Raw genomic sequence first — 12,605 nt, 5'->3', positions numbered from 1 at the left:
GAACGGACATGGCACATCGCATGATCTTGAACGAGACCGCTTGGTTTGGCCGCGGCGCCATCGCCGAATTACCCAGAGAGATCCTACGCCGTGGTTACCGTAAGGCGTTGATCGTCACCGATCGTACTCTGGTCGCCTGTGGTGCCGTCGCCCGCGTTACCGCTCATCTGGACCGCGCCGGTTTGCCCTATGCGTTGTTCGACGGAGTGGTGCCCAATCCGACCATCCGGGTAGTGCAGCAGGGCTTGGCGGTATTCCGTGAGTGTGATGCCGACTATCTGATCGCCATCGGCGGTGGTTCGCCGCAGGATACCTGCAAGGCGATCGGTATCATCAGCAATAACCCTGCCTTTGAGGATGTGCGTAGCCTGGAGGGGCTATCACCGACTACGCGGCCGAGCGTGCCGATCCTGGCGATACCGACTACCGCCGGCACCGCCGCCGAGGTAACTATTAACTACGTCATTACCGATGAGGAACAACGGCGTAAGTTTGTCTGTGTCGATCCGCACGATATTCCGCAGGCGGCATTTATCGACGCCGATATGATGGACGGCATGCCGCCAGCATTGAAGGCGGCGACCGGGGTCGATGCTCTGACTCATGCCATCGAGGGGTATCTTACTCGCGGTGCCTGGGCGTTGACCGATGCCCTACATCTCAAGGCTATCGAACTGATCGGCGGTGCTTTGCGCGATTCGGTGCGCGGCGATGCCGAGGCCGGCGCAACGATGGCTCTGGGGCAGTATGTGGCGGGAATGGGCTTCTCCAACGTCGGCCTCGGACTGGTACACGGCATGGCGCATCCGTTGGGGGCGTTCTATAACACGCCGCATGGTGTGGCTAACGCTATCCTGTTGCCGCATGTGATGCGTTATAACGCTGCCGCCTGTGGCGAGAAATTCCGCGATATCGCTCGGGCGTTAGGTGTCGCCTGTGATGGGCTGAGCCTGGAGCAGGCACAGAGGGCGGCGGTCGAGGCGGTCGAGGCATTGAATCGCGAGGTGGGCATTCCCCCCGCGCTGCGTGAGGTCGGGGTGTGTGAGGAGGATATTGCGCAATTGGCCGCGGCGGCGCTGGCCGATGTGTGCACCGGGGGCAATCCGCGTAGCGCGACGCTTCAGGATATTGAGCAACTCTATCGCCAAGCTTATTAAGTTTATACCTAGCAATGAAACGGGGCGCCTTAGGGCGCCCCGTCGTCGTGTCTGTCGAGCGTTAACGTGCCTTCAGCATCTGGGCGACCTGGAACAGGCTAAAGGAGCTGAACAACATCTCAATGCCGACGATCATGGTTACCAGCAGGATGGAATCTTGAGGTCCGGCGCTGATCAGCATCCAGGCGATAATCAGATCCAGCAAACCGATGACAACCTGTAGCCAACCGCCGCTGGCGCCTTTGAGTTTAAAGCCGGCCACCAGGCGGGCGATCCCCCCCAGAGCGAACAGCGTGGCGACCAGTACGGCGACGGTGAACAGGCCGATCTGTGGGCTACGGATAAAAATGAAGCCCATCACCAAATAGGCGATCCCCATCAATACACCGCCGACCATCGGCCAGAAGTTATTGGCGCGGTTGGCAACCATGCCGATGATCAGGCCGACGCCACTCAACATCATCAAGATACCCAGTATGGCACTTAGGGCATCGCCGGAGGTGAGCGGGCGAAACAGGCAGAACAAGCCGCCGAGCAGCAACAGCAGCGAAAGGATCACTAACGCGATGCGTTGTTGTTTGAGAAAGCGTGGATCCAGTTGCAATAGATGGTTGCGATCGAAGTAAATCATGGTAACTCCCTAACCCGTCGAGCGGGCGTTCCTAAGCACGGGGACGCGGCGCCGCGCGTAATTTACCTGACATCGTCCCAGCGACGACGGCAGGGTGACTCGATTTCCACTCCCTGGCGTGCGGCATCGATTGTCGCTGCACCTCAGGACTCTACCTAGTAATAATCCATGATCGGAATCACTGCAAAAAATGGCTGTGATTAGTGAGGCCGAGTGTTGTAACGCTAGCTGAGCGCCTCGCTTTGTGCGGGGGGAACTGTGCAAAGTGGATGACTGGCAAGCATGCTTTCCAGCGGGAGATGGCCGATAAAACGCCGCTTTTCCTCTGTTTTACCGGCAGATGGCGCTTTTTTGCCCGAGCGGGGAGACGAGGCGCGGCTAACGGTTGCTGCCGTGATGATCACAGGCGTACACTGGCGCGCCGCCGCCCCGTACCGCGCAGGGACGACGACCGTAGGGATGTTCCCCCGTCATGTGCGCGGTGTCGTTTTTCCGAGTAATTCAGTATGATCGTTAGACCCCCGCAACACTGGTTCCGGCGCTTGTTCGTCTGGCATGGTTCGGTGTTGCCGAATATTCTTTTCCGACTCAGTCTTAATTTCATCGTCTCTTGCCTGGCGGTGTTGTGCTACCACTGGCATGAGGATTTCAACGTCAATCTGACCTTGGGGCCTTTTAGCCTGCTGGGGGTGGCGATTGCCATCTTCCTCGGTTTTCGCAACAACGCCAGTTATGCCCGCTTCATTGAGGCGCGGGTATTGTGGGGCTCGTTGCTGATCACTACCCGTTCGTTGATGCGCCAAGCTATTAGTCTGATGCCGCATCCCGGCGGAGAGCATCGCCGATTCGCTATGTTGCTGACCGCCTTTACCTATGCGCTGAAACACCATCTACGCCACGAACCGATGGCGATGGAGCTAACCCGGCTGTTGCCCGCCCAAGACAAGGCGGCGGTACTGACGAGTTACTCCCCCTGTAACCGCCTGTTGCAACTGATGGGACAGTGGCTGGGGGAGCAGCGCCGGCGCGGTTACTTGAGTGATATCGACTTCCAGACCATCGATACCAATCTCAACCAGCTATCGGTGATTTTAGGTGGCTGTGAGCGTATCTCGAATACGCCGATCCCCTTCGCCTATAGTCTGATCGTCCATCGCACCGTCTATGTCTTCTGTGCGCTGCTCCCTTTCGCGCTGGTTACCGATCTGCACTATATGACGCCCTTGGTTTCGGTCTTTATCTCTTACACCTTTATCGCCCTGGATGCCCTGGCGGAAGAGCTGGAGGATCCGTTCGGTACCGAGGCTAATGATCTACCGTTAAACGCCATGGCCCATACGGTAGAGTCCAATCTGCGCGATATGATCAACGATCATACCCATCTGGCGCGCGTCTGCCCCGACAGCCACTGTCGCCTCGACTGAGGGGGGAAGTTCGTTAGCGACGTGCCTGGCATGAGCGGCTGGGCACGAAGCAGGCTCACTTTTTCCGGGTGATGAAGTTTTCCCCGCTATTTTCGGCGCAGTGGCTCTACCCGCAAGCTCGCCAGCTAAGCGCATGAGAAATAAAAAAACGGGCAGAATAATCTGCCCGAAATGGTTTTTTATAATTTTTTATAATGATATCGCTGGTGTTGCTGAATCTTTCCTCGCCTCACTTGCGCTCCCTGCGGCGGCGTCGAGCCGTACCAGGGCCAACAGTAATTGGCTCAGTGCGGCATACAAGCCGAAGGGATCGTGCTGGCGACACAACTCATCGAACTCCGGTAACCAGGTGAGCAGCAGCGTCAGCGTGCGCTGCCGCAATGGCTCGCCTTGCGCTGGCGACGCCTCTGCTGGCGTCAGGCTGGCGAAGTGCAGATGGCTGAGTAACTCCAGGAAGATGGCCAGGTGATCCTCAGGCTCGGGAAAGTCGGCGCTGAGCTGCATTCCCGCTTGGCTCAGCAGGCGATGCATCTCATCACAGGCCGATTGGCAGAAACGCGCCCTCTCGCCTTGATAGCAGGAGGCGTAGGGCAACGCCGCCCGCTTCTGCGACAGTAGGAACAGACCGGCGAAGTCCGCTGCCAGTTCGAGGCGGGCATCGGGGCGATGGGCCAGCGCGTTTAGCGCTTGGCGCAGCGCGTTTACCGCTGGCGCGAGCGTCGGCTGTTGCGCCAGCATGGCGAGCCAGTCGCGCGTCTCGGATGACTGGAGATGCGCTAACTGAGTCTCATCCTGCTCGCGGGCGAACAGCCCCGCCAGCCAGGCATACAGGCAGGCATAGTGCTGGGCAGTCAGCGGGGTGGCGACGTTCATGCTTGGCTCTCCGCCGGCATCGGCACGTAGTGGCATTGCGCCACCATCTCCTGGGGTCCATTAAAGGCGCTGACCGGCTCCAGCGGGCCACGGTACTTCTCGATTTCGACGATGGCGGTGTGGGCGCTGGTGGCTTGCGCCAGGCGTGAAGAACCGATGTCCAGTGTCAGCACGTTGGGGTTGCCATACTTACACAGCGCCCCGGCTACGCCACCGCGATCCGGATCGTACCACGCGCCCTCGTGGATGCGGATCACCCCTGGAACATAGCGGTCGGAAACCACGGCACCGGCCAGCACTTGGCCACGATCGTTGAATACCCGGACTACGTCGCCGTTGCGGATCCCGCGTGCTTGGGCGTCCTGTGGGCTGATGAATACCGGCTCTCGTCCCGCCACGCTGTAGTGCGCGCGCAACGTTTCCGATTCACACAGTTGTGAGTGCAGGCGGAAGTCGGGGTGTACCGATTGTAGGTGTAACGGGAAACGGGCCGAGCCGGGACCGCCGTGGGAGCGTTCCACCTTTTCGAACCACATCGGGTGGCCTTGGCAGTCACGGTAATGCAGGTCGGCGATACTCTTGGAGTAGATCTCGATTAATCCGCTTGGGGTACCGAGCGGCTCCAGATCCGGATCGTCGCGGAATGCCTGATGGCGTACGAACAGCTGCGGATCGCCGAACTCCACGTAGCCGCTCTGGTTCCAGAAGGTGTCGAACGCCGGCAAGTGAATGCCACGCCCTTTCCCTTGTTGTGCTCCCTCCTGATAGATGCGCTTGATCCAGCCCATCTCATCCAGCCCTTCGCTGAAGGCCTGTTCACGGTTAAAACGCCGGCAGAGATCACGGAAGATGTCGAAGTCATTACGCGCTTCGAACTGCGGCGGAACCAGTTGCTTCATCGCCAGGATGCCGCGATTAGAATGGTTGCCGTACTGATCCAGATCGTTGCGCTCGAACTGGGTGGTCGCCGGCAATACGATGTCGGCGAAGCGGCAGGTGGCGGTCCATTGGTTGTCAATCGCCACCACCGTCTCCAGCGTCTGCCAGCCAGCGATCATCCGGTTGATCTGCTGATGGCGATGGAACGGGTTGGTGCCGGCGAAAACACACATCTTCAACGGCGGTAGTTTCACCTGCTTGCCATTCCAGTCGATGGTTTTGCCTGGCTCCAGCATGGCGTCGATAAAGCGTGCGATGGGAATGGTGCTGCTGTAGCCACGGTAGTCGCTGTTATTATGCAGCGGCGGCGTGTTGGTAGCGCCGGAGAAGCCGCTAAGGATGACCCCTTTACGGCTTGGGGTGCCAGCGCCGTTGTAGTGCCAACCGAAACCGAATCCGCCCCCCGGTAGGCCGATCTGGCCCAGCATGGCGGCCAACACCACGATCATCCAGGCCCATTGTTCGCCGTGTTGCATGCGTTGGACGCACCAGCCGGCGATGATCTGAGTCCGCCCCGCGGCCATCTGGCGTGCCAGGGCGCGAATGGTCTCGGCATCGATACCGGTCAGTTTGGCGGCCCATTCGGCATCCTTTGGCTGGCCGTCCTGCGTCCCTAACAGATAGGGCAGGAACTGGTCGAAGCCGACGGTATAGTTATCCAGGAAATGGGCATCGTACAGTTTTTCGGTATACAGGGTATGGGCTAGCGCCAGCTGCAACGGTACGTCGGTCTGCGGATTGACGGCGATGTGCTGCACCTTGTCGCGTCCCAGGTAGTCGTGAGTGGAGGAGACGACCGTATCGATGCTGATCACCCGGATGGCGCCGTTGGCGACCTTCTCTTTCAACTGAGCATAGTATTGGTAGACGTCGTGATCCGGGCACCACCAGTTAGCCTGCTGGTTCTTCACCAGATCGGAGCCCCACAGTACGATAGTCTGGCTGTTTTCCAGCACCAACGGCCAGGAGGTTTGCTGTTCGTAGACCTCCATCGAACCGACCACCCGTGGCAGGATTACTTGCGCCGCACCGGTGGAGTAGTCTCCGCCGGTCGAGACGGAGTTGCCGTGCAGCGCCAGCGCACGCCCCATCATGCCGGCGGCATTGTGGAACATGCCGGTGGACTGCCAGCCGCTGCCGCTCAGTAGGGCGCTGGGGCCGTACGTGGTCTGGATACGCTCCAACTCTTGGTAGAACAGATCTAACGCCTCATCCCAACTGACACGTACGAAGCGGTTGTCGCCGCGTTGGCGCGTATCGCTGAGGTGGCGCTTGCGCATCCAGTCGATGCGTACCATCGGGTAGCGGATGCGGGCGGTGTTATGCACATGGTCCGGCAGCCCCGCTACCATTTTGGAGGGGTATTTATCCAGTTCGAAAGGCTTGGCGGCGACGAAGCGCCCATCCACCACCGTAGCGCGGATGGCGCCCCAGTGGGAGCCGGTCAGTATCCCCTCCTGGGAGCCAGAGGCGGCGCCCGCGGTGGTCGCCCGCGCATCGCGGGCGACCAGCAGGGAGGGACCTAACAGGCCGATGGCGGTCAGACCGCCCAGCTGTGACAGAAAACGGCGGCGCGATACGCTGACACTTTCATTCTTGTTCATCGAGTCTCTCTCCCTTAGTGTTTCTGATCGGCGCCGCCGGTATCTGAGGCGTTCATTTGCAGATATTTGAGCAGGGTACGCTCTTCACGTTTATCCAAGCTGGTGAAGCCGATCATGCCGTTGAGGGTGCCGATCCAGCCGTTGGCGTCGAAATGCGACTTATCCGGCGCGCCATGACATTGGTTACAGGTGCCGTTGTACAACGCGTCGGCATAGGCCCAGATCGGCTTGATGTTGTTGACCAGATCGCCCTTCTGTACCCAGGCAGTGGTTTGCAGCTTGCTCCACTCTACGCCGGTGGCGGCGACGGTGGTCTTCTCCAGCGTTTTAGCGCGTTTTTGCACCTGATCGCGGATGGAGGAGACGAAGATGCGCTTGCCCGGCAGTAGCGACAGAACACGTTGGCGGCCGTTGGTTTCGGTCCAACCCTCGATCTGCACCTGGAGCCAATCGCCGTCACGCTTCAGTACGGTGACTTCGGAGGCGGGCAGCAGAGAGCCGGCTGGCTCTTTGTCGCCTTTCGCGGCGTAGATCGGCTTCATGTCCAGGGTGTACAAGGTGTTGCCTTCGTCGCTGGCATTCTGGCGCAGTTCGGCGAACTGTTTACGGAAACCACTGCTCATGTCCGGCAGTTGATGGGCGATGCCCTTGTGGCAATCGATGCAGGACTGGTTATCCTTGGCGGCGATGGCCATTTGTTTGGCGGCTTCTGGATGCTGCTTGGCGTGATCCATCGCGTCATAGTTATGGCAGGAGCGGCAGGTGGCCGAGTTGTTCTCTTTCATTCGCTTCCATTCGCGCTCTGCCAGTTCGGCGCGTTTGGCCTCGAACTTCTCCGGCGTGTCGATCGAATGGGCGATGAAGGTTTGGTAGATGTCGTTGCTGGCTTCCAGCTTACGTTTCACCATTCCGGGGATGTCGGGGGGAATATGACAGTCGTGGCATTCGGCGCGTACGCCGGAGGCATTCTTGAAGTGAACGGACTGCTTATATTCTTGGTAGACCGGCTGCATGCTATGGCAGCTGACGCAGAATTCAGTGCTGCTGGTCATCTTGATGCCGACGTGCGGCAGGATGATCAACGCCAGGCCGATGACGATGCCCAGTACCAGCAACGCCAGTACCGACCAGCGCGTACTAGGGCGGTTCAGCCTGTTCCAGAGTTTTTTCATCGCAATATCCTGTCATGATGAGGAAAGGAGGGTCATGCGCGATCTTATTGATTAAATATGAACAGGGTCACTGGTCAGCATGAACGCGATACGTCAGAATATGAACAGATATGAACAGATAACGGTGAGCCGTGGCGATGACACACCACATTGTGATTGTTGAAGATGAACCGGTGACCCAGACGCGGTTACGCGATTATTTCGTCCAAGAGGGGTATCAGGTTTCGGTGACCGCCAGTGGCGCAGGGTTACGCGAGCTAATGCTACTGCAACCGGTGGATGTGATCCTGCTGGATATTAACCTGCCCGATGAGAATGGCTTGATGCTGACGCGCGCGCTGCGTGAGCGTTCGACGGTGGGGATCATCCTGGTGACCGGACGCTGCGATCAGATCGACCGTATCGTCGGGTTGGAGATGGGCGCGGATGACTATGTCACCAAGCCGTTGGAGCTGCGTGAGCTCGTGGTGCGGGTGAAGAACCTACTGTGGCGCATCGATCTGGCTCGCCAGGCACAACCCGCGGCGGATAACTGCTACCTGTTTGCCGACTACTGCCTGAATGTATCGCGTCATACGCTAGAGCGCGCTGGCGAACCGATCCGCCTGACCCGCGCGGAATATGAGATGTTACTGGCTTTTGTCACTAACCCCGGCGCGATTCTGAGCCGCGAGCGTCTACTGCGCACGCTCTCATCGCATCGTGTCGATAACCCTGACTTACGCACGGTGGACGTGTTGATCCGCCGGCTGCGCGCCAAACTTAGCCCCGAGCTCTTCGTCACGCAACATGGCGAGGGATACTTTCTGGCGGCTGAGGTAAGTTAGCCGGCGCCATTACCCTGCCGGGGGGAGGCGGGCTGGTACAGATAGACCGGGCGGAAGCCGAGCGGTGAGAGGGAGCGGCGCACTAACTGACGGCTGACGTTATGCTGGGTGAGCAGCAAGATAGGCGGGCTGATGTTATCCGGTACCGGTTGTCCTCGCAAGACACGCAACGCCTGTTCGACGGCCAGCTCACCCTGCCATACCATCTGGTCGCTGGCGGCGGCTAAGATGCGTCCGCGCTTCAGTCCACGATAGACCTGATGTGACAGGTAGAAGGAGACGATGGTTAGCGGTGTGGCACGGTTACGCCGCTCACCCATCGCTACTTCGGCGGCGATGGCGGTGCCGGCGACGACATCAATGTCGGGATGGTGTTCCAGCATGTCTTGCAGTAGGTTGCGTTGTACCTCGATATCATTGTCGCCATAAGCGACATCCACGATCTCCAATCGGCTGCCCGCCAGGGCGGCGCGAAAACCGGCGCTCATCTCACGGCTACCACCTGCGTCGCGGGGACCGGGCATTAGCAGCACTTTCAGTGGTCGTTGCCCCAGTTGGCGTACCAGATAACGGCCCGGCTGATAGCCCATCTGAAACCAGGGAACGCCGACCCGGGTACGGATGGCGCGATCATGCAGAGCGTTGACCACCTCGATCAACGGCGTCTCTCCCGCCAGCGTCGCCAAATCGGGGAAGTGCTCGACGCTGCTGCCGAGCAAGATGGCATCGGCTCCCCAGTCGCGGCATAGGGCTATCTGTTCACGCTGTGCCGCCAACTGGCGGTAGCCGCTGGCCTCGAATACTTTCAGGGTGACGCCGAGGCGCGCTGCCGCGCGCGCCATGCCGTCGTTGATCGATAACCAGTAGGCATCCTTCAGGCTGGGGTAGAGCGCGCAGAGCTTGGGCGTTGTCATGGCGGGGGGCGCGGATAACGCCGCTTGCCGGATCGCGTCGGCCTGACGTTCGTTGCGCCAGTGGCGTAGGGTGTCGTCGGCCCGCGCGTTGGCGAGGGGCAGGCAGAGCAATGCGAGGATCAGGGATCGCCGTAGGGACATAATGGCCTCATACTGGGTAAGTCTTTATGCTAGAGCCATCTCGGCGATGAACTCAATGTTTTTTACGACGTGGAAACGTGATGGGCAATCCTTCTCTTACCCGCCGGCTCTGGCTGGCCTTTGCGTTGATGGCGGCGCTGACGTTGGGCAGTGGACTGGTCGGTTGGTTCAGTTTGCGCTATGTCGGCCAAGTCGAACGCGCCAATACCCAGGCGCTGTTACCGACCATGAACATGGCTCGTCAGTTGAGCGAGGCCGGGGCCTATGAACTTTTTTCCGCGCAGAGCCTCGGTAATGCGGACAGCGAGAGTGAGTGGTTGGCACAAGGGCGGATGCTCACGGCGCAGAGCTTGAAGATCAGCGATCTCTTGGAGCAGTTGCGCGTGCAGGGGTTTGACACCAGTGCCATCGCCCAGCAAGAAATGGCGATCACGCAGTCGTTGGGGGAGCAGGGGGAATTGGTGGGACAGCGCCTGCAATTACGTGCGCGCCAGCGCCAGCTCAGCATGCAAATCGCCGCGGCTGCCGGGCAGATCGCCGACTTAGCCAAGGGGCAGGCGAGTAACGCCGCCACGGCAGCGGGTGCGACTCAGGCCGGGATTTACGATCTGATCGAGCAGCATCGTCAACAGGCGGCGGAGCGGGCGCTGGATCGCCTGATCGACATCGATCTGGAATACCTCAACCAAATGAGTGAGCTACGCTTGAGCGCGTTGCGCGTGCAGCAGATGATCATGGCGCTAGAGAGCGAGAGTGGCCGTTTGGCCTTGACGGTGCAGGAGGATCGTCTGGCTCAGGCGCTGCGCATCCTCCAGCGCCGCCAACAGCGCGTTGAGGATCCGCGTATTCGGGCGCAGATCGCCCAAGCGCTGACTCAGGTCGCGCACTATCCCACCTTGGTAGCGTTATATCGCCAGGAAAATGACATTCAGGCCCGGCTTCAGGCGTTGTCCCAGAACAATCTGGATCTCTTTACCCACTTTAGCGCGGAGATCGGCCGCCAGGTCAGCGACATCGAGCAGCGTAACGCCGACTCGTTGGCGCGACTCCAACAGGCACGTCGTCTGGGATTGACGTGGTTGACGCTGTTGGGGGGAGCGGCGTTGTTGGCGCTGTGTCTGATACTATGGCGAGTGGTCTATCGTTCGGTCTCGCGGCCGTTGGCGCGCCAAACGGCGGCGTTGCAGCGGCTATTGGATGGCGATGTTGACTCGCCGTTCCCTAATCGTACCGGGGTGCGTGAACTGGATACCATTGGGCGCTTGATGGAGGCGTTTCGCACCAGCGTGCAGGCGCTACGCCATCAACGTCAGCATCTGGCCGATCAGGTACAGAGGCGAACCGCTGAGTTACAGGCGCTGGTGGTCGAACACCGGCAGGCGCGGGCCGCGGCGGAGCAGGCGGACAGCGCTAAGTCGGCCTTTCTGGCGGCGATGAGTCATGAGATCCGCACACCGCTGCATGGTATTCTCGGCACCGCTCAACTGTTAGCCGGGCAGTCGCTCTCCCCGCGTTGTCGGGACTATGTGCAGGCGATCAACGACTCTGGCGAATCGTTGCTGGCGGTGTTGAACGATGTACTGGATTACTCGGCAATCGAGGCTGGCAGCCATAGCGTGGCGTTGAGCGATGAGCCCTTTGCGCCGCGTCAGTTACTGGATAGTGTGTTGCGTTTGGTCGAGGGGCGAGTGCAGCAGCGGCCACTGCGCTTGGAGCATGACTACGCCGACGCGTTGCCGGCATGGTTGCAGGGCGATCCGCGTCGCATCCGCCAGATCGTCATGAATCTGCTAAATAACGCCTTACGTTTTACCGAGCATGGCGTGATCGCGCTTCAGAGTGGTTGCGATCAGACACACTGGTGGATCGCGGTGCAGGACAGTGGCTGCGGTATTGCGCCGGCACAACAGGCCGCCATTTTCCAACCGTTTGTGCAATTGAGTGCCCGGCGTGGCGGCACCGGCTTGGGACTGGCTATTTGCCGAGGCCTAGCCCAGGCGATGGCGGGCAGCCTAACGGTGAGCAGTGCTCCCGGCGAGGGGAGTCGCTTTTGTCTTACGCTACCGCTGCGCCGGGCGGCGCGTCCACCGCAGAGTGATGCGGCGCGCTCATGGTCATTACGAGGACGGCGCATATTATTGATCGAGGATAACCCGCTTAGCCAACGTATCAGCGCTGAAATGTTGCAGAGCGCCGATGTTCAGGTCACGGTCGCCGCCAGCGCGGGCCAGGCGTTGGCGATATTGGCGCGGGATGCCGCCTTTGATGCGGCGCTGGTGGACTTTGACCTGCCGGATAGTGATGGCCCGACATTGGCGCAGCAGATGGTAGCCGAGTATCCTAAATTGAAGCGTATCGGCTTTAGCGCTCATGTGTTAGATGAGGCACAGCGACGGCGGATCCTGCCGCTGTTCTGTGGGTTGATTCAGAAACCGGTACCGTGTGCCGAATTGTGCCGCCTGCTGGCTCATTATCTGGCGGGGGATGACCCCTCTGCACCGAGCGACACGACGCAAGTGTCGGGGCAGCCCGACGAGCCGGTACTGGCCTTGGCGCAGCTGGCGCAGGATGTGGCCGCGTTTGGCCGGGAACGCCTGGAAGAGTGGCTAACGTTGTTCCGTGAACATTCGCTCCCCCTGCTGGCACAGATAGTCATGGCGCGTGAAGGTGGGGACAGCGAGCAGGTCGCCCGTCTGGCACATCGTCTGAAAGGGAGCTGCGCCAGCTTAGGCATGAACCAGGCCGCCGAGGCGTGTTTGGCGTTGGAGCAAGCCCCGTTGACGGCGTCGTTACCGGACTTGGCGGTGCAGCACGGTTTGGCGGCGCTGGCGGTATGGTTAAATGAAATATCAGAACAGGATGGCAGTAATTCGGCATAATAGAACCTATTTTTAACATTCAAGGGTGGCGAATCAGACACCGG

The 12,605-nt window shown here is 59.9% G+C and carries 9 protein-coding genes; 4 read left to right on the top strand and 5 right to left on the bottom strand.

What is annotated here, in order from left to right:
• Positions 1 to 8: 8 nt before the first annotated feature.
• Positions 9 to 1,157: a lactaldehyde reductase gene (gene fucO, locus EHO01S_RS13825; RefSeq protein ID WP_024524512.1), complete on the top strand. Its 1,149-nt coding sequence runs from the start codon at positions 9 to 11 to the stop codon at positions 1,155 to 1,157.
• A gap of 61 nt (positions 1,158 to 1,218) precedes the next feature.
• Here the strand turns inward: fucO and EHO01S_RS13820 are convergent, their stop codons facing one another.
• Complete coding sequence (locus EHO01S_RS13820; protein WP_024524511.1) at positions 1,219 to 1,788, bottom strand: HdeD family acid-resistance protein; 570 nt, start codon at positions 1,786 to 1,788, stop codon at positions 1,219 to 1,221.
• Positions 1,789 to 2,294: 506 nt separating this feature from the next.
• On the opposite strand from EHO01S_RS13820, the gene EHO01S_RS13815 reads away from it, so the two are divergent.
• Positions 2,295 to 3,212 carry a bestrophin family protein gene (locus EHO01S_RS13815; RefSeq protein ID WP_024524510.1) on the top strand — a complete coding sequence of 306 codons (918 nt, stop codon included), beginning with the start codon at positions 2,295 to 2,297 and terminating at the stop codon, positions 3,210 to 3,212.
• A gap of 189 nt (positions 3,213 to 3,401) precedes the next feature.
• Here the strand turns inward: EHO01S_RS13815 and torD are convergent, their stop codons facing one another.
• The 3 genes from torD to torC are packed head-to-tail and all read right to left on the bottom strand — an operon-like array spanning position 3,402 to position 7,800.
• The gene (gene torD, locus EHO01S_RS13810; protein ID WP_035370656.1) at positions 3,402 to 4,085 is read right to left on the bottom strand and encodes a molecular chaperone TorD; all 684 of its coding nucleotides are present in this window, start codon (positions 4,083 to 4,085) and stop codon (positions 3,402 to 3,404) included.
• On the bottom strand, positions 4,082 to 6,628 hold the full coding sequence (torA, locus tag EHO01S_RS13805; protein WP_024524508.1) for a trimethylamine-N-oxide reductase TorA: 2,547 nt from the start codon (positions 6,626 to 6,628) through the stop codon (positions 4,082 to 4,084). The genes torD and torA overlap by 4 nt, the downstream gene beginning before the upstream one ends.
• Before the next feature lie 14 nt (positions 6,629 to 6,642).
• Positions 6,643 to 7,800 carry a pentaheme c-type cytochrome TorC gene (torC, locus tag EHO01S_RS13800; RefSeq protein ID WP_024524507.1) on the bottom strand — a complete coding sequence of 386 codons (1,158 nt, stop codon included), beginning with the start codon at positions 7,798 to 7,800 and terminating at the stop codon, positions 6,643 to 6,645.
• A gap of 137 nt (positions 7,801 to 7,937) precedes the next feature.
• Here torC and torR point away from each other — a divergent pair, with 137 nt between their 5' ends.
• Entirely contained in the window at positions 7,938 to 8,627 is a 690-nt protein-coding gene (torR, locus tag EHO01S_RS13795) for a two-component system response regulator TorR (protein WP_024524506.1), read from the top strand.
• On the opposite strand, the gene torT is transcribed toward torR, so the two are convergent.
• On the bottom strand, positions 8,624 to 9,682 hold the full coding sequence (gene torT, locus EHO01S_RS13790) for a TMAO reductase system periplasmic protein TorT (RefSeq protein ID WP_024524505.1): 1,059 nt from the start codon (positions 9,680 to 9,682) through the stop codon (positions 8,624 to 8,626). The two genes, torR and torT, sit on opposite strands and share 4 nt — an antisense overlap.
• Before the next feature lie 80 nt (positions 9,683 to 9,762).
• Here torT and torS point away from each other — a divergent pair, with 80 nt between their 5' ends.
• The gene (torS, locus tag EHO01S_RS13785) at positions 9,763 to 12,561 is read left to right on the top strand and encodes a TMAO reductase system sensor histidine kinase/response regulator TorS (RefSeq protein ID WP_024524504.1); all 2,799 of its coding nucleotides are present in this window, start codon (positions 9,763 to 9,765) and stop codon (positions 12,559 to 12,561) included.
• The last annotated feature ends 44 nt before the right edge of the window (positions 12,562 to 12,605 follow it).

Source organism: Edwardsiella hoshinae NBRC 105699 = ATCC 33379 (assembly GCF_000474215.1).
Classification (GTDB): domain Bacteria; phylum Pseudomonadota; class Gammaproteobacteria; order Enterobacterales; family Enterobacteriaceae; genus Edwardsiella; species Edwardsiella hoshinae.
The sequence above is the reverse complement of the archived record's forward strand: the minus strand, read 5'-3'. Positions and strand labels throughout refer to the sequence as shown.

Excerpts from the sequence above, each read along its gene's own strand:
- fucO (WP_024524512.1), top strand. The coding sequence starts at position 9 with ATGGCACATCGCATGATCTTGAACGAGACCGCTTGGTTTGGCCGCGGC.
- EHO01S_RS13820 (WP_024524511.1), bottom strand. The coding sequence starts at position 1,788 with ATGATTTACTTCGATCGCAACCATCTATTGCAACTGGATCCACGCTTT.
- EHO01S_RS13815 (WP_024524510.1), top strand. The coding sequence starts at position 2,295 with ATGATCGTTAGACCCCCGCAACACTGGTTCCGGCGCTTGTTCGTCTGG.
- torD (WP_035370656.1), bottom strand. The coding sequence starts at position 4,085 with ATGAACGTCGCCACCCCGCTGACTGCCCAGCACTATGCCTGCCTGTAT.
- torA (WP_024524508.1), bottom strand. The coding sequence starts at position 6,628 with ATGAACAAGAATGAAAGTGTCAGCGTATCGCGCCGCCGTTTTCTGTCA.
- torC (WP_024524507.1), bottom strand. The coding sequence starts at position 7,800 with ATGAAAAAACTCTGGAACAGGCTGAACCGCCCTAGTACGCGCTGGTCG.
- torR (WP_024524506.1), top strand. The coding sequence starts at position 7,938 with ATGACACACCACATTGTGATTGTTGAAGATGAACCGGTGACCCAGACG.
- torT (WP_024524505.1), bottom strand. The coding sequence starts at position 9,682 with ATGTCCCTACGGCGATCCCTGATCCTCGCATTGCTCTGCCTGCCCCTC.
- torS (WP_024524504.1), top strand. The coding sequence starts at position 9,763 with ATGGGCAATCCTTCTCTTACCCGCCGGCTCTGGCTGGCCTTTGCGTTG.